Origin of the sequence: Ferrimonas marina, assembly GCF_900129905.1 — a bacterium.
Taxonomy (GTDB): Bacteria; Pseudomonadota; Gammaproteobacteria; order Enterobacterales; family Shewanellaceae; genus Ferrimonas; species Ferrimonas marina.
The window spans coordinates 242136-261979 of the sequence record NZ_FQXG01000004.1 but is presented as its reverse complement, the minus strand read 5'-3'; the positions used below and the strand labels follow the sequence as shown (position 1 = coordinate 261979).

18 protein-coding genes and 1 riboswitch are annotated in these 19844 nt (G+C 63.1%); of the genes, 8 read left to right on the top strand and 10 right to left on the bottom strand.

Annotation, left to right across the window (positions count from 1 at the left end):
- Positions 1–170: 170 nt before the first annotated feature.
- Positions 171–566: an H-NS histone family protein gene (locus BUC04_RS11235; RefSeq protein WP_067656884.1), complete on the bottom strand. Its 396-nt coding sequence runs from the start codon at positions 564–566 to the stop codon at positions 171–173.
- Between the two features lie 318 nt (positions 567–884).
- Between BUC04_RS11235 and BUC04_RS11230 the strand changes: the two genes are divergently transcribed.
- The 5 genes from BUC04_RS11230 (at position 885) to BUC04_RS11210 (ending at position 6262) form a co-directional block, all read left to right on the top strand.
- On the top strand, positions 885–1607 hold the full coding sequence (locus BUC04_RS11230) for an electron transfer flavoprotein subunit beta/FixA family protein (protein ID WP_067656881.1): 723 nt from the start codon (positions 885–887) through the stop codon (positions 1605–1607).
- Complete coding sequence (locus BUC04_RS11225) at positions 1607–2536, top strand: electron transfer flavoprotein subunit alpha/FixB family protein (protein ID WP_067656879.1); 930 nt, start codon at positions 1607–1609, stop codon at positions 2534–2536. Before BUC04_RS11230 ends, BUC04_RS11225 begins: the two co-directional genes overlap by 1 nt.
- Before the next feature lie 98 nt (positions 2537–2634).
- Positions 2635–2832, top strand: a riboswitch (Lysine riboswitch).
- Between the two features lie 83 nt (positions 2833–2915).
- Positions 2916–4490, top strand: coding sequence for a Na+/H+ antiporter NhaC family protein (locus BUC04_RS11220; RefSeq protein ID WP_067656990.1), 1575 nt, complete (start codon positions 2916–2918; stop codon positions 4488–4490).
- 164 nt (positions 4491–4654) lie between these two features.
- Positions 4655–5233, top strand: a complete 579-nt coding sequence (locus BUC04_RS11215; protein ID WP_067656876.1) for a thymidine kinase — start codon at positions 4655–4657, stop codon at positions 5231–5233.
- Between the two features lie 84 nt (positions 5234–5317).
- Complete coding sequence (locus BUC04_RS11210) at positions 5318–6262, top strand: alpha/beta hydrolase family protein (protein WP_067656872.1); 945 nt, start codon at positions 5318–5320, stop codon at positions 6260–6262.
- 68 nt (positions 6263–6330) lie between these two features.
- Here the strand turns inward: BUC04_RS11210 and BUC04_RS11205 are convergent, their stop codons facing one another.
- From BUC04_RS11205 to BUC04_RS11170, 8 genes are read right to left on the bottom strand one after another with little or no spacing between them, the layout of a single operon-like run.
- On the bottom strand, positions 6331–6993 hold the full coding sequence (locus BUC04_RS11205; protein WP_067656869.1) for a CoA transferase subunit B: 663 nt from the start codon (positions 6991–6993) through the stop codon (positions 6331–6333).
- A gap of 29 nt (positions 6994–7022) precedes the next feature.
- Positions 7023–7721, bottom strand: coding sequence for a CoA transferase subunit A (locus BUC04_RS11200; RefSeq protein ID WP_067656866.1), 699 nt, complete (start codon positions 7719–7721; stop codon positions 7023–7025).
- A gap of 1 nt (position 7722) precedes the next feature.
- Positions 7723–8634: a hydroxymethylglutaryl-CoA lyase gene (locus BUC04_RS11195; protein WP_067656864.1), complete on the bottom strand. Its 912-nt coding sequence runs from the start codon at positions 8632–8634 to the stop codon at positions 7723–7725.
- Positions 8631–10574 (bottom strand): acetyl/propionyl/methylcrotonyl-CoA carboxylase subunit alpha, encoded by a 1944-nt coding sequence (locus BUC04_RS11190; protein WP_067656860.1) that lies wholly within the window; start codon positions 10572–10574, stop codon positions 8631–8633. Before BUC04_RS11190 ends, BUC04_RS11195 begins: the two co-directional genes overlap by 4 nt.
- Positions 10561–11358, bottom strand: coding sequence for an enoyl-CoA hydratase/isomerase family protein (locus tag BUC04_RS11185; protein ID WP_067656857.1), 798 nt, complete (start codon positions 11356–11358; stop codon positions 10561–10563). The genes BUC04_RS11190 and BUC04_RS11185 overlap by 14 nt, the downstream gene beginning before the upstream one ends.
- A gap of 24 nt (positions 11359–11382) precedes the next feature.
- Complete coding sequence (locus BUC04_RS11180; protein WP_067656854.1) at positions 11383–12990, bottom strand: carboxyl transferase domain-containing protein; 1608 nt, start codon at positions 12988–12990, stop codon at positions 11383–11385.
- Between the two features lie 9 nt (positions 12991–12999).
- On the bottom strand, positions 13000–14157 hold the full coding sequence (locus BUC04_RS11175) for an isovaleryl-CoA dehydrogenase (RefSeq protein ID WP_067656851.1): 1158 nt from the start codon (positions 14155–14157) through the stop codon (positions 13000–13002).
- Positions 14158–14159: 2 nt separating this feature from the next.
- Positions 14160–14561 (bottom strand): MerR family transcriptional regulator, encoded by a 402-nt coding sequence (locus BUC04_RS11170; protein WP_067656848.1) that lies wholly within the window; start codon positions 14559–14561, stop codon positions 14160–14162.
- Positions 14562–14743: 182 nt separating this feature from the next.
- Between BUC04_RS11170 and BUC04_RS11165 the strand changes: the two genes are divergently transcribed.
- A complete protein-coding gene (locus tag BUC04_RS11165; RefSeq protein WP_067656845.1) occupies positions 14744–16663 on the top strand; it encodes a propionyl-CoA synthetase in 1920 nt (639 codons plus the stop codon).
- 136 nt (positions 16664–16799) lie between these two features.
- On the opposite strand, the gene BUC04_RS11160 is transcribed toward BUC04_RS11165, so the two are convergent.
- The gene (locus BUC04_RS11160) at positions 16800–17687 is read right to left on the bottom strand and encodes a 1,4-dihydroxy-2-naphthoate polyprenyltransferase (protein WP_067656842.1); all 888 of its coding nucleotides are present in this window, start codon (positions 17685–17687) and stop codon (positions 16800–16802) included.
- Positions 17688–17873: 186 nt separating this feature from the next.
- On the opposite strand from BUC04_RS11160, the gene BUC04_RS11155 reads away from it, so the two are divergent.
- Together BUC04_RS11155 and tesB are read left to right on the top strand one after the other, a co-directional pair.
- Positions 17874–18779, top strand: a complete 906-nt coding sequence (locus BUC04_RS11155) for an SDR family NAD(P)-dependent oxidoreductase (RefSeq protein ID WP_067656839.1) — start codon at positions 17874–17876, stop codon at positions 18777–18779.
- Positions 18780–18911: 132 nt separating this feature from the next.
- Positions 18912–19778 carry an acyl-CoA thioesterase II gene (gene tesB / locus BUC04_RS11150; protein ID WP_067656836.1) on the top strand — a complete coding sequence of 289 codons (867 nt, stop codon included), beginning with the start codon at positions 18912–18914 and terminating at the stop codon, positions 19776–19778.
- Positions 19779–19844: the final 66 nt, after the last annotated feature.

The following is a 19844-nucleotide window of genomic DNA, read 5'->3' as shown; positions in this document are numbered from 1 at the left end:
ATCGCCGCACCACGTCCATGGGTTCCTTCCTTTGTTCTTATTTCGTCCTGCTTGCGATAGTAACAGAAAGGGATGTGCAGGGGAGGGGAGAACAACGGCAATCGCGGTGGAAGTGAAAAGGCAATAAAAAACGGCCGCCGAAGCGACCGTTTTTGAACTGTTGTCCAAGCTTACTGGATCAGGAAATCATCCAGGGAAGCGCCGGCATCCAGCTGTTCTTTGATCGCCTTGGGAGTACGGCCCTGACCGGTCCAGGTGATGCGCTCACCATCAACCATCACTTCGTACTTGGGCGGGCGCGGTGCACGCTTCTTACGCGGTGCAACCTCTTGGCCGGCGTTCAGCTCGTCCAGGGAGATCCCCTCCTGAGCCAGCTGCTGGCGGATCGCTTCGATCTTGGCCAGGCGCTCAGCGTTGGCTTCCTGCTCAGCCTGGATCTCTTCTTCGCGCTCGGCGGCGATGGACTGCAGCTTGCCAATCACTTCATGCAGTTCATCCAGGGACAGGCCTTTTACCTGAGCTTTCAAACGGCGACCGTGGGTCAAAATTTCCAGAAAATCTGCCATTGCAATCTTCCCGTATCAGTTCCGATGGATTTTGTATTTAAGTATTAGTGTGAAGAATAAAACTTTTGCTAAAAAAAGCAACCACACCCCTGCTTATTTTGTGTTTTATTTCGGTAAATAGTTCCGCGCTTCAGCCTCGATTAAGTTTTCTTTTTCTTCACCGACTCAGACCCTGAGGTTACCGGTCATTTTCGTGATCCCGCTCTTTTTGTTGCGCCTTGAGCGGAGTCTTCTTTCAATAGGGGTGCCATACTCCCGCTGCATAATCACCGTGGTGCATTTACATCACCCGGTGAGTGGGATTCAGGAGAGGTGCAATTGAAACTGTTGGTGGCCATCAAGGCGGTAAGGCCAGAATTAGAAAATGTGAAAGAGTCTGACGGTAAGGCGGAATCCGTTTTGGTCATGGACCCTTTTTCCGAGGTGGCCTTAGCCGCGGCATTGCAGCTAAAGAAAAACTCTGGAATTGTCTCGGAGGTGGTGGCGTTGACGGTCGCTTTGGAAAGCGCGGAGCCGGTGTTGCGCACCGCCTTGGCGCTGGGCGCCGATCGAGCCACCCGGGTGGACGTTCAGGCAGAGACGCCGCAGCAGGCAACCCAGGCGATGCTACCAGTGGTGGAGCAGGAGACTCCCCAGCTGGTTTTACTGGGCAAGCAGTCCAGCGATGGCGATCACCGTCAAACCGGTGCCATGCTGGCCACCCGGCTGAGCTACCCTTTTGCCGATGGCGTCGAATCCCTGACGTTGTCGCCGAGCCAGGCTCAGGTGGTACGCCGCACCGAGTGGCACGAGCTGGAACAACAGCTGACGCTGCCGGCGGTGCTCAGCGCCGATCTGCGCCTGGCGGAGCCGGGCTTTGCCGCATTACCCCAGTTGCTCAAGGCCCGACGGATGCCGATTAAGCATCGCTCCCCTGCGGGCTCACTGGCCACGGCGCCTGAACTGGAGCAAGCGCGGGCGGAGGTGACGCGACAGCCGCAGCAGGTAGCGGACGTGGCGTCACTGATAAGCAAATTGAAAACTGAAGCGAGGGTGCTGTGATGGCGGTGTTGATCCTGACCGACGCGCCGGCGGTGAATTCCGGTGTGGTGGCAAGATTGGTAGGCGCTGCGCAAGCGCTGCCCGGCCCAATCGAAGCCATTGTGCTGGGGCCTGAAGCGGCGACGGCGGCCACTGACTTGGCCGGCTTGGCCGGGGTTACCCAGGTCGGCCACTGCCAATGCGACAGTCCTGTGCCGGTGGAAAGCTGGATGGTGGGAGTGGTGGCACTGCTACAGCAACAGCAGCCCAGCCATGTGCTGATGGCGGCGGATAGCTTTGGCCGCGATCTGATGCCCCGGCTGGCGGCCAGTCTGGATCTGAACATGGTGTCCGAGGTGCAGGCGATCCTGGCATCGGACCACTTCGTGCGCCCTGCCTATGCGGGTTCGGTGCAGCAGCAGGTTCGCTTAACCGATACCCCATGTCTGTTGACCCTGCGCCCCATGGGCTTTGCCCCCGCCCAGTCCCAATCGGCGGTTGACTGCCAGGCCCTGTCGCTATTTATGGAGCCGACCGACAGTCGGGTGCTCAGTCATCAGCCGCTGGAGAGCGGTCGACCTGACCTGGGCCAAGCACGGGTGGTGATCGGCGCCGGTCGCGGCATCGAGACGGTCGAGCAGTTTGCCCTGGTGGAGCGGTTGGCGGATAACCTGGAGGCCGCCATCGGTGGCTCCCGCTCGCTGGTGGATGCAGGCTTGCTGGCCAATGAGCTGCAGATTGGGCAAACCGGCCGGATCATCGCCCCGCAGCTGTACATCGCCATCGGCATCTCCGGGGCGACCCAGCACCTGGCGGGGATCAAGGAGGCCGGCACCATCGTCGCCATCAACGTGGATGCGGATGCGCCTTTGATGCAGATGGCGGATTATTCTCTCAATGGCGATCTGAACGACATATTGCCGCAGTTGATCGCCGCGACAGAAAAATAACGAGACATTCATCACAAAATGGCGGTATCGTCTGGCAAGGTTTGCAGAGCCTGTGGTTAGATGCCGCCGTCGTCGTTCCCCGAGAGCGGCGACTGCCTAGACAAGGTAGAGGCGCACCGCCTATCAGTAAGCCAGCCGAGGTTGACCCCCGAAGACGCTGGCCCAAAGGAGCCGGTGCCGAAGTGAAGCGGGCGTCATCCCGGTTTGCTGGGGTTGTGTTAAACAGGCACAACACTGCCATAGTGATCTCTGTTAGGACGACAGGTTCAGATTAACTATGGAGCGCTACTGAAAGGACGGTGGATCATTCCAATGCATTCCCCCCGCGGCGTCCGCCGTGTCAGTTGCCTCCATCTTAAATAACGACGATAACATCAAGATGGTCTCTTTCGATTTTGCCAATACGGCGTTTTCTCTGCTGCCTCCGCTGGTAGCCATTGTGATGGCGGTAATGACCCGTCGCGTTCTGCTGTCCCTCGGCGTTGGTATCCTGGTTGGGGTACTGATGGTCAATGGCTTTGCCCCGGTTGACAGCATCACTGACATCGCCAGCCGTGCCCTGGGCCTGTTCTGGGATGACGGTGCCGTTGACACCTGGAACGTACCGCTGCTGGGCTTTTTGATTGTGCTGGGCATGGTGATCGCCCTGATCAACGCCTCCGGCGCCGCCAAGGCCTTTGCCCAGTGGGCCCGCACCCGTATCCGCAGCCGCAAGAACGCCCGTCTGATGACCATGGCGCTGGGCTTTGTGGTGTTCATCGATGATTACTTCAACACCCTGTCGGTAGGCTCCGTGGCCAAGCCGGTGGCGGATGACCACAAGGTTTCCCGTGAAGAGCTGGCCTACGGTGTCGACTCCACCGCGGCGCCGGTGTGTGTGATGGCCCCCATCTCCTCCTGGGGTGCCTACATCGTTGGCCTGATCGGTACCATCTTCGCTGCCCGTGAGCTGTCCGGCGGTGCCCTGACCAGCTTCCTCGAGATGATCCCGATGAACCTGTACGCCATCTTCGCCCTGGCGATGCTGGCCTGCGTTATCGTGTTCGACATCCGCATCGGTCCGATGGCCGCTGCCGCCAAGCGTGCCCGTGAAACCGGCGTGCTGTGGGATACCGACAAGGGCAACCCGCCGGGCGTGGATGAGTCCCTGCCGGTAGCCGACAACGGTTCTGTCTGGGGCCTGGTGGCGCCGCTGCTGACCCTGATGGTGGCCTCCGTTTACTTTATCCTCTCCACCGGTAACGCGGCTCTGGCCGCTGAAGGCGAAGCCTTTACCCTGATGGGCGCATTGGAAGAGACCGAAACCACTATCGCGCTGTTCTACGCCTCCCTGGTGAGCCTGGCCGTTGCCGCCGGCATGGCCCTGCGTCAAGGTCTGAGCTCGGTGATTGGCCAAGCCCTGGTCAGTGGCACCAAGTCCATGCTGCCGGCGGTCTACATCCTGCTGTTTGCCTGGACCATCGCCGGTGTGATCGGTGATCTGGAGACCGGTACCTACCTGGCCTCCTTCGTCGAAGCCTCCATGCCGATGTGGCTGCTGCCGGTGCTGATCTTCCTGCTGGCGGGCCTGTGTGCCTTCGCTACCGGCACCAGCTGGGGCACCTTCGCCATCATGCTGCCCATCGCTGCGGACGTGGCCATTGCGGCGGACATCGCCATGCTGCTGCCGCTGATGGCTGCGGTGCTGGCCGGTGCGGTGTTCGGTGACCACTGCTCGCCCATCTCCGACACCACCGTGCTGTCCGGCACCGGTGCAGGCTGTCACCACATCGACCACGTGACCACTCAGCTGCCCTACGCCCTGACCGTAGCGGCCATCGCCACCGCTGGCTACCTGGCTATCGGCATCACCGGCTCCGCCGCTGTCGGCTTCGCGGTCAGTGCCATCGCCCTGGTGGCTGCCGTGGCAGTACTGCGCGGCGTCAGCGCCCGTCATACCCTGGCCAAGGCCTGATAGCCTGCCATTGAGAAAAGCCGGAGGCCCTGCCTCCGGCTTTTTTGTGCCTGGCTCGCAACCCTGACATTGGGTCAGACCGACGCCCGCTTCTGTGCGGTCAAGGCTGGAGGCGGCCGGCGCTTTTCTATAGGATGTCGCCATCGAAACTGGGAGGCCCCACCTTGGCACAGCTCTACTTCTACTACTCGGCGATGAACGCCGGCAAGTCCACCTCGTTGCTGCAATCCGCCTACAACTACCGTGAGCGCGGCATGACCCCGCTGGTGATGACGGCGGCACTGGATGATCGCTATGGTGTGGGCAAGGTGACCTCGCGCATCGGCCTGGAGTCCGAGGCGCTGATCTTCAACGGCAGCGACAACATCTTGGCCTTGGTGGAAGCGCAGAAGGCCAAGGCGCCGGTGGATTGCGTGCTGGTGGATGAGAGCCAGTTTATGTCCAAGGTGCAGGTGCGCCAGCTGACCCAGATCGTCGACAAGCTGGACATCCCGGTGCTGTGCTACGGCCTGCGTACCGATTTTCGCGGTGAGCTGTTTGAAGGGGCCCACTACCTGCTGGCCTGGGCCGACAAGCTGGTGGAGCTGAAGACCATCTGTCACTGTGGCCGCAAGGCCAACATGGTGGTGCGGATGGACGGCGAGGGTAATCCGGTGCGAGAAGGTGCCCAGGTGCAGATCGGCGGCAACGACAGCTATGTCTCCATGTGCCGCAAGCACTTCCGCGAGCTGGCCTGGGATTAAGTTCACCCAGAACCGAACCGCTCTGATAGAGTCAAACAGCGATGCCACGGCATCGCTGTTTTTGTTTGAGGACAGGAGAATGCCATGGATGGCAGGTTAGCCCGGGTGATACTGCTCGCCCTGTGTTTGGCACTGGGAGGGTGCAGCAGTTGGCTGGCGCAACGGATTGGCAAAGAGGTGGCCGTACCGCCGGAGCTGAATATCCCCCACCAGTCCAAGCTGCAGTGCATCGATGGCCATTGCGTCACGCTGTGGCGTTGGCCACCGGAGGCGCAGCTCGGGGATTTTGAGATGAATGTCATCGTCAATGGCCGACCGAATATTGACGTGGCGCGCTGGCCGCAGTCAGCCCTTGAATACAATGAACGCCCTGTCGCCTTGATTGTGCCCGGTTATGGTCAGCATCCTTTAATGGCAATGCTTTACGCTGCCTGGCTCGGTCACCTGGGGTTTGAGACCTGGGTGATGGACGGGCCCAGTCAGGGCCGCCCCTTTGATTTTGGCCTGTCCCATGCCAAGGCAGCGCTGCCTTGGCTGACGCAGAAGCAAGGTGAGGGGCAGGCGGTGTTGCTGGTTGAGATCTCCATGGGCGCAGTGGCGGTGGCGGAGATGGCACCGTCACTGGGGCCCCAGGTTCGGCTGATGACAGTGGCGCCTATGGGGGATTTCGAGCAGGCCCTGGTGGCTGGGCGGGGGTTGGGTCCCTGGTACCAGTCTCTGATGCCGGAAAGCCAGCTTCGGCTGGCAGCGCGCAAGCTGATGGCGAATCAGCTGGAGGTCAATGGGCAGGCGCGGCTTGAGCAATTAGCCGTGCCCACCTTGAATCTTTATCTTGAGCAGGACCCTTTAGCACCGGTGCCGGTTGCTCCCCCAAGACGGGCTGAGCGCCGCCTTCAATTGGCGGGACTGCCTCACCTGCTGGCAGCCGGTTATCCCTGGCCCGCGATCCGGGACGAGGCGGAGCCCTGGCTGCGTGAGCAGTTTCACCTTGCCAAGCCAGAGATGTCGGTCAGTGAGAGTCAGCCCTAACACCGCCTTTCTGCGCGGTTCAGCCTGCAGGCAACCAGTAAAAAGCCCGCCAATTGGCGGGCTTTCGGTTATTGAGGGAACTGCATCTCTGGTACCGTCTTCGGCACCACCAGTTCACCGCCGGTCTTGCTGATAATCTCCTCCACCGAGACCCCGGGGGCGCGTTCCACCAGGTGGAAGCGGCCATCGTGGATCTCGATGTAGGCCAGATCCGTCACCACCTTCTTAATACAGCCAGCGCCGGTCAGCGGCAGGGTGCAGCGCTCCAGCAGCTTGGAGTTGCCGCGCTTGTCGGCGTGGGTCATGGTGACGATGATGTTGTCGGCCCCGGCTACCAGGTCCATGGCGCCGCCCATCCCTTTGACCAGCTTGCCCGGGATCATCCAGGAGGCGATGTTGCCCTGCACGTCCACCTCGAAGGCGCCCAGCACCGTGAGGTCAACGTGGCCGCCGCGGATCATGGCGAAGGACTCGGCGGAGTTGAAGATTGCCGCGCCGGTGATGGCGGTGACGGTCTGTTTGCCGGCGTTGATCATGTCGGCGTCCACGGTCTCCTCAGTAGGGAAGGGGCCCATCCCCAGCAGGCCATTCTCCGACTGCAGCATCACCTCCATCCCCTCAGGGACGTAGTTGGCCACCAGGGTGGGGATCCCGATCCCCAGGTTGACGTAATCGCCGTCCTTCAGCTCTTGTGCCACGCGCATCGCCAGCTGTTCACGAGTCAGTGCCATCGTGGTTCTCCTTGTCTGTTATTGGGCGCTTAGCCGCGCACGGTCCGTTGCTCGATCCGCTTCTCGAAGCGGCCCTGGATGATGCGGTCAACGAAGATCCCCGGGGTGTGGATCTGGCTTGGCTCCAGCTCGCCGGGCTCGACGATCTCCTCCACTTCCACCACGGTGATCTTGCCGGCGGTGGCGGCCATCGGATTGAAGTTCTGGGCGGTATGGCGATAGATCACGTTACCGTAGCGGTCCGCCTTCCAGCCTTTGACGATGGCGAAATCGCCGGTGATGGACTCCTCCAGGATGAAGTTGCGACCGTTGAACTGACGCACCTCCTTACCTTCCCCCACCGGGGTGCCGTAGCCGGTGGCGGTGTAGAACGCGGGGATCCCGGCGCCGCCGGCGCGCATCTTCTCCGCCAGGGTGCCCTGGGGGGTCAGCTCCACCTCGAGCTCACCGGACAGCAGCTGCTGTTCAAACAGGGCGTTCTCGCCGACGTAGGAGGCGATCATCTTCTTGATCTGGTGATCCTCCAGCAGGATCCCCAGGCCAAAGCCGTCGACCCCGGCGTTGTTGGAGACCACGGTTAATCCACGGGTGCCCATCTTTTTTATCTGGGCGATCAGGCCCTCGGGGATGCCGCACAGGCCAAAGCCACCGGCGATCACCGTCATATTGTCGCTCAGTCCCGCCAGCGCCTCGTCATAGCTGGTCACTACCTTGTCGAATCCGGACATCCTATCTCTCCTTATCCTGGCATTGGCTTAAGCGGGCCAATGCCACCTTTGAACCGTTGGGCCGACCCAGGCGTCGGCAGATCTCATCCCCGGCGGCGATGAGTTTGGCCAGGTCCACCCCGTGGTGGATCCCCAGCCCGTCCAGCATGTACAGCAGATCCTCACTGGCCAGGTTGCCGCTGGCACCGGGGGCGTAGGGGCAGCCGCCCAGGCCAGCCACCGAGGCATCCACGGTGGCGACCCCCAGCTCCAGACAGGCGGCCACATTGGCCAGGGCCTGGCCGTAGGTGTCGTGGAAATGCAGTGCCAGTGCCGAGATCGGCACGCGACTGGCCACCGCTTCCACCATGGCCACCGCCTTGTCCGGGGTGCCTCGTCCGATGGTGTCCCCCAGTGAGATCTCGTAGCAGCCCATCTCATAGAGGGCCTGGGCTACCTGGGCCACCTTGGCCGGGGCCACGGTGCCATCGTAGGGACAACCCAGGGTGCAGGAGACGTAGCCCCGTACAGGCACGCCACGTTGCTGCGCCGCCTGCAGCACCGGCTCAAAGCGGTGCAGTGACTCTGCCACCGAGCAGTTGATGTTGTGCTGACTGAAGCCTTCGGAGGCGGCAGCGAATACTGCCACGGTATCGACTTCCGCCATCATCGCCTGCTCAAACCCCTTCATATTGGGTGTCAGGGCACTGTAGCAAACGCCCGGATGGCGAGATATCCGACTAAAGAGCTGTTCGCTGTCGGCCATCTGCGGCACCCATTTGGGGCTGACAAAGCTGCCCGCCTCGATGTGGCGCAGGCCGGTTTGAGACAGGGCATCCACCAGGGCGATGCGGTCTTCAAGCGAAACCGCCGGCTCGTTCTGCAGGCCGTCCCGCGGCCCCATCTCCACCAGTTTGACGCTGCTGGGTCTCATGCTGATACCTCCAGTTGCACTAGAGGCTGGCCATCGGCGACGGCGTCGCCAGGTTGAAACGGCAGGCCCTTAACCACGCCGTCGTGGGGCGCGGTGATGGTGTACTCCATCTTCATTGCTTCCATCACCACCAGCGCCTGCCCGGATGCGACGATGTCGCCAATCTTGATCAGGTTGGCGATGTGGGTGCCGTTCATCGGCGCTTGCAGCGCCTTGGCGGCATCGGCCTGGTCCTGATCGGCCTGGTAGCGATGGGGGCGGAAATGACCCGGGCCGTCACTGAGCTGAACCGTGATGCTGCCATCCTCATGGGCAAAGCAGGGCCAGCGCATCAGCCGGTCATCCACCTGCAGCTGCAGCTGGTCCTGGCTGTGGGTCAGCAGCAGCCGCTGTCCCTGCTCGGTGCGCCACTGCCCGGGGCAGGTGCCCACCAGGGCGATGTCGTAGTGCTCGCCATGCTCGTCCTCTAACAGTGAGCGGCTTCGTGCGGGGGCGTTAAGGCGCCAGCCTTGCGGCATTGGTGCCGGATCGGGCAGCAGCGCCAGCGCGGCTGCATGGGCCGCCCAGTGGCGGTCGGCACTGGCGGTCAGCAGCTGGGCCTGGTGTTGCTCGATAAAGCCGGTATCCAGCTTCGCCTGGCGAAACGCGGGGTGGTCGATGATGTGGCGCAAGAACGCCAGGTTGGTGACCGGACCGGACAGGCGGGTCTGACCCAGGGCCTGGCTCATCTGGGCGCAGGCGGCAGTGCGGTCGGCGCCGAAGCTGATGATCTTGGCCACCATGGGATCGTAGTAGGCGGTGATGGTGTCCCCCAGCCGCACCCCGGTGTCGATCCGGACCCCGTCTGGCCACCGCAGCTGCTCCAGGGTACCGGTGGCGGGCAGGAAGTCCCGCTGCGGATCTTCGGCGTAGAGGCGCACCTCGATGGCGTGGCCCAGGCTGGGTATCTGCGATTGGGTGATGGGCAGGGGTTGTCCCTCCGCGGCCGCCAGCTGCCAGGCCACCAGGTCGACGTCGGTGACCAGCTCGGTGACCGGGTGTTCCACCTGCAGCCGGGTGTTCATCTCCATAAAGAAGAACTCACCGTTGGCATCCAGCAGGTATTCCACCGTGCCGGCACCGCGGTAATCGATGGCTTGGGCCGCCTTGACCGAGGCCTCACCCATGGCACGGCGCAGCTCATCGCTTAGTCCCGGTGCCGGGGCCTCCTCCACCACCTTCTGGTGGCGGCGCTGAATGGAACAGTCCCGATCTGACAGGTAGAGGCAGTGGCCGTGGTGATCGGCAAACACCTGCACCTCGACATGGCGGGGGTTGCGCAGGTAGCGCTCCAGCAGTAGCTGGTCGTTACCAAAGGCGGCACGGGCCTCCCGACGGGCGCTGGCCAGGGACTCTGGCATCGCTTCGAGGGACTCCACCACCCGCATCCCCTTGCCGCCACCGCCGTAGGTGGCCTTGATCAGCAGCGGGAAACCGATGCGCTGGGCCTGCTGCATCAGGTGCTCGTCGTCTTGCTCATCGCCGTGATAACCCGGCAGCATCGGCACCCCGGCCTCTTCCATGATCGCCTTGGCGGCACTTTTGGAGCCCATCTTATCGATGGCCTCGGCGCTGGGGCCGACAAAGATCACCCCCTGCTTCTCACAGGCCCGGGCGAACTCCGGGTTTTCTGACAGGAAGCCGTAGCCCGGGTGGATGGCATCGCAGCCCTGGGCCTTGGCGATCTGTAAAAGCAGATCGCCCTTGAGGTAGGACTCCACCGCCGGGGCCGGGCCGATGCGAAACGCCTCATCGGCCAGGGCGACATGGCGGGCCTGTCGGTCGGCATCGGAGTAGACCGCCAGGGTGCGGATCCCCAGAGAGCGGCAGGTATCGATGATGCGGCAGGCGATCTCGCCGCGGTTGGCGATCAGCAGTTTATTGATGTTATTCGGTGTCATCCTGGCCTCCCTGCCAGTGGGGTTGGCGCTTATTAAAGAAGGCGGTCAGGCCCTCCTGGCCCTCCGGGCTGACGCGGACACGGGCGATGCGATGGGCGGTGTCCTGCATCAGGGCCTGATCCAGCGGCCGCTGCTCGATGTGACGCAGCAGCTCCTTGCAGGCGCGCAGGGCCATGGGACCGTTCTGCTGCAGCCGCTGGCACCACTGCTCGGCGGCGCTATCCAGATCGGACACCACCTGGTGCACCAGGCCCAGCTGCTCGGCGCGCTGGGCATCCAGGGTCTCTGCCCCCAGGGCGTAGCGGCGCAGCTGGCGGTGGCCGATGGCCCGGGCCACGTAGGGGCTGATGGTGGCGGGGATTAAGCCCAGCTTGACCTCGGACAGGCAGAAGCGGGCGTTGTCCTTGGCCAGCACCAGATCGGCGCAGGCGATAAGCCCTAATGCGCCACCGTAAGCGGCCCCCTGTACTAGCGCCATCACCGGCGCCGGAAAGCGGTCGAGAGCATTGAGCATCTGCGCCAGGGCCAGGGCATCGGTGTGGTTCTCCTCGGCGCTCATCTGCGCCTGGGATTGCATCCAGGCCAGATCGGCGCCAGCACAGAAGTGTTTGCCTTCGGCCTGCAGCACCAGCAGGTTCAGTTCGGGCTGGCGCGACAGCTGCTGCAGGGCGTCGGTGATCTGCTGGATCATCGCCGCATTGAAGGCGTTGTGTTTGTCGGGCCGGTTCAGCACCAGGCGGGCGATCCGCCCCTGCTGTTGTACCTTGATGTGACTCTCTGTCATGACAAATCCTATTCGCTGGCCGGATTACATCCGGAACACACCAAAGCGGGTGGGGGTGATGGGGGCGTTCATCGAGGCCGACAGGGCCAGGCCCAGTACCTCGCGGGTCTGGGCTGGATCGATGATGCCGTCATCCCACAGCCGGGCCGAGGCGTAGTAGGGGTGTCCCTTGTGCTCGTACTGCTCGACGATGGGGGCCTTGAACGCCGCCTGCTCGGACTCGGGCCAGTCCTGGCCCTTACCGGCCAGTTGGTCGAGCTTGACCTGGGCCAGCACGTTGGCGGCCTGTTCGCCACCCATTACCGAGATGCGGGCGTTGGGCCAGGAGAACATCAGGGTGGGGTCGTAGGCGCGGCCGCACATGCCGTAGTTGCCGGCGCCGTAGCTGCCGCCGATCACCACGGTGAACTTGGGCACCTGGGCGCAGGAGACCGCGGTCACCAGCTTGGCGCCGTGCTTGGCGATCCCCTCATGCTCGTATTTCTGTCCCACCATGAAGCCGGTGATGTTCTGCAGAAACAGCAGCGGGATGCCGCGCTGACAGCACAGCTCGATAAAGTGCGCACCCTTTTGGGCGGACTCGGAGAACAGGATGCCATTGTTGGCCAGGATGCCGATGGGGTAGCCGTGCAGGTTGGCAAAGCCACACACCAGGGTGGGGCCGAAGCGGGCCTTGAACTCATCAAAGGCGGAGTCGTCCACCAGCCGGGCGATCACCTCCCGTACCTCGAAGGGTTTCTTCAGATCGGTACCGACGATGCCGTACAGCTCCTGCGGATCGAAGCGCGGTGGCAGCACAGGTTGCGGCTGCAGTGGTGCGGCCTTGCGATGGTTGAGTCGGGACACCACCTGGCGGGCCAGCTGCAGGGCATGCTCATCGTTGTCGGCCAGGTGATCGGCCACCCCGGAGATCTCGGTGTGGACCCGGCCACCACCGAGGTCCTCGGCGCTGATGCTCTCGCCGGTGGCGGCCTTCACCAGCGGCGGCCCGGCCAGGAAGATGCTGGCCTGCTCCCGTACCATGATGGACTCATCCGCCATGGCCGGCACATAGGCGCCACCGGCGGTGCACAGCCCCATCACCACGGCGATCTGCGGGATCCCCGCCGCCGACATCTGGGCCTGGTTGAAGAAGATGCGACCGAAGTGGTCCCGGTCTGGGAACACCTCATCCTGGCGGGGCAGGAAGGCACCGCCGGAGTCCACCAGGTAGATGCAGGGCAGGTGACAGCGCTGGGCGATCTCCTGGGCCCGCAGGTGTTTCTTTACCGTCAGGGGGTAGTAGGTGCCCCCCTTAACCGTGGCGTCATTGGCCACGATCATGCACTCCACGCCGCTGACCCGACCGATGCCGGCGATCACGCCGGCAGCGGGGACCACGTCCTCGTAGACCTGGTAGGCAGCCATCTGGCCGATCTCCAGGAAGGGGGCGCCGGGATCCAGCAGCCGCTCAACCCGCTCCCGCGGCAACAGCTTGCCCCGGCCCTGGTGACGCTGGCGGGCGCTTTCCGAACCTCCGGGCAGGATCTGCGCCAGCTTGTCGTGCAGGTCGGCCATCAGGGTGGCCATGGCATCGTGGCGGGCCCGGTTGGCGGGATCCCCCGCCTGGTATTGCGATTGGATGTGGCTCACGGCAGCTCCTTATTCCGCAACCAGTTCACGGCCGATCAGCCAGCGTCGGATCTCCGAGGTGCCCGCGCCGATCTCATACAGCTTGGCGTCCCGCAGCAGGCGGCCGGTGTCGTACTCGTTGATGTAGCCGTTGCCGCCGAGCAGCTGGATCGCATCCAGGGCCAACTGGGTGGCCAGCTCGGCGCTGTAGAGGATGGCGCCGGCGGCGTCCTTGCGGCTGGTTTCGCCGCGGTCGCAGGCGGCAGCCACGGCGTAGACGTAGCTGCGAGCGGCGTTGGCGCGGGTGTACATGTCCGCCAGCTTGCCCTGGACCAGCTGGAACTGGCCGATGGGGCGGTCAAACTGCTGTCGCTGTTGTACATACGGCAGCACGGTGTCGAGGCAGGCGGCCATGATCCCCAGCGGTCCGCCGGACAGCACCACCCGTTCGTAGTCCAGGCCGCTCATCAGCACCCGGACGCCGTCGCCCTCCTGGCCCAGCACGTTTTCTGCCGGCACCGGGCAGTCCTGAAACACCAGTTCACAGGTATTGGAGCCACGCATCCCCAGCTTGTCGAGCTTCTGTGCCTGGGTGAAGCCGGGGGTGCCGCGCTCGACAATAAAGGCGGTGATGCCGCGACTGCCGCCCTTGGGATCGGTCTTGGCGTAGATCACGAAGGTGTGGGCATCGGGCCCGTTGGTGATCCACATCTTGTTGCCATTGAGGATGTAGACGTCGCCTTCGCGGCGGGCGGTCAGCTTCATCGATACCACGTCGGAGCCGGCGTTGGGCTCGCTCATCGCCAGGGCGCCGATCGCTTCGCCGGAGACCAGCGCGGGCAGGTACTTGGCCCTTTGCGCCTCGTTGCCATTGCGAGCGATCTGGTTAACGCAGAGGTTGGAGTGGGCACCGTAGGAGAGCCCCACCGAAGCGCTGGCGCGGGAGATCTCCTCCATCGCCACCACGTGGGCCAGGTATCCCATATTGGCACCGCCGTAGGCCTCGTCCACCGTGACCCCGAGCAGTCCCATCTGGCCAAGGGCAGGCCAGAGCTGGTTGGGGAACTGGTTATCGGCGTCGATCTGGGCCGCCAGCGGGGCGATCTCGCTCTGGGCAAACTCCCGTACCGCGTCGCGGAGCATGTCGATGGTCTGCCCCAGACCGAAGTTGAAGCTATTGAGATACATGGTTAACCCTCAATGGTTTGGTTGATCCTTTCCAAGGCATCCAGGCACTGGTTCTCGGCGGAGGAGAGCTCCATCATCACCACCTGGATGTCGTCCAGTTGTTGCTGCAGGTCTTTCTTCTTTTCCGATATCAGCTCCAGCATGGTGTGCAGCTGGGTCTTGCTGGAGCGATCGGCGTCGTAGAGGTCGAACAGGCGGCCGGTCTCTGCCAGCGAGAAGCCCAGTCGTTTGCCTCGCAGGATCAGCTTGAGGCGCACCCGGTCTTGCAGGTTGTAGATGCGGGTTTGGCCCTTACGCTGCGGCTTGAGCAGACCCTGGTCTTCGTAGAAACGAATGCTGCGGGTGGTGATATCAAACTCGCGGGCTAAGTCGCTGATGGAGTAGGTGGTTGGGGTGGTTGCCATGGGGGGATCCCGCACTAAGAAACATGCTGGCAACATAGCGGAAGTTTACGTCAAGGTAAACTTGCTGTTGCAAGCCTGTTTGGGCCGGGTGTAACGAAAAGTGGATAGCCATAGGTCTAATGGGGGCTTTACAGGCCCCGTGCTAGAAATGGTGTGGTGAAAAATTGAACGGAGGCGTCGCCATGACCATTGAGACCGGCCCGATTGCGCAGTTGCAGCAGCAGGCCATAGAGACACCCGAGCAGTTCTGGGGCCAGGCGGCCAGTGCCATCGATTGGGACAGTCAGTGGACCGCGCTGTTGGATGATCAGGCGGCACCGCTGTATCGCTGGTTTGCCGGGGCGTCGCTCAATACCTGCTACAACGCGGTGGATCGTCATGTGGAAAATGGCCGCGCCGAGCAGGTGGCGATCTATTACGACAGCCCGGTGACCGGCAGTGCCTACGCCATCACCTACCAGGAGCTGCAGCACAAGGTGGCCACCCTGGCCGGGGCCCTGCAGGCCCAGGGGGTGGTGGCCGGCGACCGGGTGGTGATCTACATGCCGATGGTGCCGGAGACGGTGTTTGCCATGCTGGCCTGTGCCCGCATCGGTGCGGTGCACTCGGTGGTGTTTGGCGGCTTTGCCGCAGCGGAGCTGGCCACCCGGATCGACGACGCTAAGCCCAAGCTGGTGCTCTCCGCGTCCTGTGGCATCGAGCCTGGCCGGGTGGTGCCCTACAAGCCGCTGCTGGATTCGGCGCTGGAGCTGGCTGAGCATCCCGTCCAAGGCTGCCTGGTGCTGCAGCGGCCGGAATGCGAGGCCGCCCTGCAGGCCGGGCGGGATTGGGATTGGTACCAGGTTCAGCAGGGCGTGGCGCCGGCCCCCTGTGTGTCGGTGGCGGCCACGGATCCGCTCTATATTCTCTACACCTCCGGCACCACCGGCATTCCCAAAGGGGTGGTGCGGGACAACGGCGGCCATGCGGTGGCCCTGGCCTGGTCGATGAAGGCGATCTACGACATCGATCCCGGCGACGTGTTCTGGGCGGCCTCGGACGTGGGCTGGGTCGTGGGCCACTCCTACATTGTTTATGGCCCGCTGCTGGTGGGTGCCAGCACCGTGCTGTACGAGGGCAAGCCAGTGGGTACCCCGGATCCCGGCGCGTTCTGGCGGGTGATCGAGCAGTACAAGGTGAAGTCCTTCTTTACTGCTCCTACTGCCATTCGGGCGATCAAGCGGGAGGATCCCAACACCGAGTTCCTGGCCCGCTACGATCTCTCCAGTCTCACCGCGCTGTTTCTGGCCGGCGAGCGCTGTGACCCCGATACCCTCAACTGGTCTGCCGATACCCTTAAGGTGCCGGTGATTGACCACTGGTGGCAGACCGAAACCGGCTGGGCCATCTGTGCCAACCTGATGGGAGTAGCGCCGTTGCCGGTCAAAGCCGGATCCCCGGCGCTGGCGGTGCCGGGCTACCAGGTCTCGGTGCTGGATGAGGCCGGTGAGCCGGTGGCCGCTGGCGAAAGTGGCGCCATCGCCATCAAGCTGCCGCTGCCGCCAGGGACCCTGCCCACCCTGTGGCAAAACGATGAGCGTTTTGTTCAGGCCTACCTGAGCCGGTATCCCGGCTATTACCTCACCGGCGATGCCGGCTACCAGGATGAGGAGGGCTATCTCTACATCATGAGCCGCATCGACGACATCATTAACGTGGCTGGCCACCGTCTCTCCACCGGCCGGTTCGAAGAGGTGCTGGCCACCCACCCGGCAGTGGCCGAGGTGGCGGTGATCGGGGTGGCGGATAAGCTCAAGGGCCAGGTGCCGCTAGGCCTGGTGGTACTGAAAAGCGGGGTGAGCCTGACTGAAGAGGCGCTGTACCAGGAGCTGATTGCCCTGGTCCGCCAGGAGATCGGCCCGGTGGCGGCGTTTAAGCTGGTGTCGGTGGTGAGCAAGCTGCCCAAGACCCGCTCCGGTAAGATCCTGCGGGGCACCATGCGCAAGATGGCGGATCGCCAGGAGTATGCGGTACCTGCCACCATCGAAGATCCGGATACTCTGGACCTGGTGCAGTCGGCGCTCAACCGGCTGGGTTATGGCCACGCCGGCGCCACCGGCTGAGGCAGGGGCTGAAACAGCCTTTCAGGGCAACAAAAAGGGAGAACCCATGGGTTCTCCCTTTTGTTTTTCTGGGGCCTGGTGGCTCGGGCCTGTCGCTTTGGGCCTGTCGCTTCGGTCTTTGGCTCAGGGCTCAGGCTCAGGTCAGTTGCGCCAGCGGCAGCGCCAAAGACACCAGCAGGCTGTAGAGCATGGTCAGTTGCGCGGTGCGACCCAGCAGTGGATTGAGCTCTGCCCCTTCCACCTGGGCGAAGCGGGCCGCCAACAGGCGAGCCATGGGGAAGGCACAACAGCCCAGTAACGGGACCAGACCGGGCAGGTCTCCCAGCAGCCACATCAGTACCAGTACCAGGAAGGGGGCCACCACCAGCACCCGGTAGAGACCGCGGGCATTCTCCAGGCCAATCCGTACCGCCAGGGTGCGCTTGTTGGCTTCCCGATCGGTGCGGATATCCCGGGTGTTGTTGACCAGCATGATGGCGGCGTTGAAGCAGCCCACGGTGGCCGCCAGCAGCCAGGCGTCCAGGTTGGTTTGGCCCACCTGGATAAAGTAGGCCCCGACCACGGCCAGCAGGCCAAAATAGATAAAGGCCGCCACTTCACCCAAACCGTGGGAAGCGAGGGGGTAGGGCCCACCGGAGTAGCACAGCGCGCCGAGCACGGCGAACACTGCCATTGCCGCCACCGGCCAGCCGCCGACGTAGATAAGGTAAGCACCCACGGCGACCGCGGCCACCAGGGTGCCGATCATGGCGTTGCGCACCGCAATGGGAGACAGCAATCCGGACTGGGTAACCCGGGTGGGGCCGACGCGCTCATGGGTATCGACGCCGCTTTTGAAGTCGAAGTAGTCGTTGGCCAGGTTGACCGCCACCTGCAGCAGCACGGCACAGAGCATGGAGCTGATCCCGATCAGGGTATCGAAGTGACCGTGAACGTAGGCCAGCATGTTGCCCAGCAGCAGCGGGCCGATAGCGGCGGGCAGGGTACGAGGGCGGATGGCCATCAACCAGTAAGTGAGATTCATGAGCGGGTTGGTGCTAGGGAAATTTGACAAGGGGCTTTATTGTACCTTCTTTTACCCCCATCCGATGCAGATCACGGTCACGACAATCACTCCGCGCAGGAACTGGGTTTTAACACTTTGCTCACAGAAAAGAACCGGGAAAGGTTGCATTGTGTGCCCAATGAGAAACAGGAAGGAACAAAGCCAATGTTGAGGTTTACCGATCAGGTAGTGATGATCACCGGCGCGGGGCGCGGTATCGGTCGGGCCTATGCCTTGGGGTTGGCGGCCCGTGGCGCCACCGTGATCGCCGTCGATCTCGGCTGTGACATGAGTGGCAAGGGACAGGATGGCAGCTACATCGAGGATGTGGTGGATCTGATCAAGGACATGGGCGGACAAGCGGTAGGCCACTGCCTGGACGTGCGTGATCGCCGCAACCTGGATTGGCTGGTCAGTGACACCCTGGAGCGCTTTGGCCGCATCGATGGCCTGATCTGCAATGCCGGAACCTTGCTGGTGCAGCAAGGGGCCGGGCAGAACAGCGACGACCACCGGCTGATGATGGAGATGAACCACTTCAGCACCGTGGAGGCGATCCAGGCGGTGTGGCCGCAGATGCAGCTGCAGCGCCACGGCCGGATCCTGGTAACCTCCGCCAGCTCCTCGCTTTATGGTGACAGCCGCCTGGTGGGCTATAGCGCCTCCAACCTGGCCAACGTGGGCCTGGTGAACAGCCTGGCGCTGGAGAGTGAAGAGTACGGCATCCGGGTTAACGCCATCTGTCCGGCCTGCAGTACCCGCCTGATCCAGGCGCTGGACGTGCCGGTGAACGCCGAGGAGCTGACCCCGGATCTGATCGTGCCGCCGATGCTGTGGCTGATGTCCGATTCCGCACCCAATGGTGAGATCGTGCTGGCCGGTGGCGGCCATTACTCGCTGGCCCGTTTCCAGGAAACCGAGGGGATCTTTCTGCCCCTGTCCCAGCAACGGCCGGAGCGCTTTGCCCAGGAGTGGGGCCGGCTTAAGGAGATGCCCAAGTCCCGCCCCTTCGTTAACTACAACGAGCGGCTGCAGAGCATCATCAAGATGCTGAAACTGGAGCGTCGCTAGTACCTGGTGCCAATGGGCGAGCCGGTCAGCGGACGACAAAGTCTGTCTGGCCGGGCTAACTGCGTCGTGCCACTGGAAATTCGGCAAGACTGAGGGTAGCGTAAGGCCACTTTTACTCATCGGGGGCTTCGCATGTCTGAAGTGTTGCAACGTTTGGTGGATCTGCTCGCTCTGGAGCGCCTGGATGATGGCCTGTTCCGGGGGGAAAGCCAGGACCTGGGCTTCGGTCACCTGTTTGGTGGCCAGGTATTGGGGCAGGCGCTGGCCGCCGCTCAGGAAACCGTGCCGTCAGGCCGGGACGTTCACTCCTTCCACTCCTATTTTCTCCGTGCCGGCGATCTGGCCCTGCCGGTGATCTACGACGTGGAAAACCTGCGGGATGGTGGCAGCTTCAGTGCCCGTCGGGTCAGCGCCATCCAGCACGGCCGGCCCATCTTCTTTATGACCGCCTCCTTCCAGGCCCCGGAGCCGGGCCTGGAGCATCAGATCGCCATGCCCAAGGCCCATGGGCCCGAGGGCTTTCTCAGTCAGCACGAGCTGGCCCAGCGGATGCGCGATAAGCTGCCACCGGCGATGGTGGAGCGTTACCTGGATAACCTGGCCATCGAGCTGAGGGTGGTGGAAGATCCGCGCACGGCGCTGGAGGATCGCAGCCCCAAACGTCAGGTGTGGATGCGCGCCAATGGCGAGCTGCCGGACGATCCCCAGGTGCATCGCTACCTGCTGGCCTACGCCTCGGATTTCAACTTCCTCACCACCGCGTGCAAGCCCCATGGCCTGAGCCTGTTCACTCCGGGGCTGAAACTGGCCACCATCGATCATGCCATGTGGTACCACCGGCCGTTCCGCTTTGACCAGTGGCTGATGTTCGACATCGACTGCCCCACCACCATGAACTCCCGCGGTTTGGTGCGTGGCCAGATCTTTGATCAGCAGGGTAACCTGGTGGCCAGTGCCCAGCAGGAAGGCCTGCTGCGCCAGCGTAAACGCCAAGGCTGAATCGCAATCGCTGGCACTAAATGCTGAAAAGTGTGAGTTTTGTCACGCGGCCCGTGCTTCATAGCG

What these genes read in the sequence shown, in the direction of transcription:
- BUC04_RS11235 (WP_067656884.1), bottom strand. Translation starts at nt 566, where the DNA reads ATGGCAGATTTTCTGGAAATTTTGACCCACGGTCGCCGTTTGAAAGCT.
- BUC04_RS11160 (WP_067656842.1), bottom strand. Translation starts at nt 17,687, where the DNA reads ATGAATCTCACTTACTGGTTGATGGCCATCCGCCCTCGTACCCTGCCC.
- BUC04_RS11155 (WP_067656839.1), top strand. Translation starts at nt 17,874, where the DNA reads ATGTTGAGGTTTACCGATCAGGTAGTGATGATCACCGGCGCGGGGCGC.
- BUC04_RS11165 (WP_067656845.1), top strand. Translation starts at nt 14,744, where the DNA reads ATGACCATTGAGACCGGCCCGATTGCGCAGTTGCAGCAGCAGGCCATA.
- BUC04_RS11195 (WP_067656864.1), bottom strand. Translation starts at nt 8,634, where the DNA reads ATGAGACCCAGCAGCGTCAAACTGGTGGAGATGGGGCCGCGGGACGGC.
- BUC04_RS11170 (WP_067656848.1), bottom strand. Translation starts at nt 14,561, where the DNA reads ATGGCAACCACCCCAACCACCTACTCCATCAGCGACTTAGCCCGCGAG.
- tesB (WP_067656836.1), top strand. Translation starts at nt 18,912, where the DNA reads ATGTCTGAAGTGTTGCAACGTTTGGTGGATCTGCTCGCTCTGGAGCGC.
- BUC04_RS11185 (WP_067656857.1), bottom strand. Translation starts at nt 11,358, where the DNA reads ATGACAGAGAGTCACATCAAGGTACAACAGCAGGGGCGGATCGCCCGC.
- BUC04_RS11225 (WP_067656879.1), top strand. Translation starts at nt 1,607, where the DNA reads ATGGCGGTGTTGATCCTGACCGACGCGCCGGCGGTGAATTCCGGTGTG.
- BUC04_RS11205 (WP_067656869.1), bottom strand. Translation starts at nt 6,993, where the DNA reads ATGGCACTGACTCGTGAACAGCTGGCGATGCGCGTGGCACAAGAGCTG.
- BUC04_RS11190 (WP_067656860.1), bottom strand. Translation starts at nt 10,574, where the DNA reads ATGACACCGAATAACATCAATAAACTGCTGATCGCCAACCGCGGCGAG.
- BUC04_RS11175 (WP_067656851.1), bottom strand. Translation starts at nt 14,157, where the DNA reads ATGTATCTCAATAGCTTCAACTTCGGTCTGGGGCAGACCATCGACATG.
- BUC04_RS11200 (WP_067656866.1), bottom strand. Translation starts at nt 7,721, where the DNA reads ATGTCCGGATTCGACAAGGTAGTGACCAGCTATGACGAGGCGCTGGCG.
- BUC04_RS11220 (WP_067656990.1), top strand. Translation starts at nt 2,916, where the DNA reads ATGGTCTCTTTCGATTTTGCCAATACGGCGTTTTCTCTGCTGCCTCCG.
- BUC04_RS11210 (WP_067656872.1), top strand. Translation starts at nt 5,318, where the DNA reads ATGGATGGCAGGTTAGCCCGGGTGATACTGCTCGCCCTGTGTTTGGCA.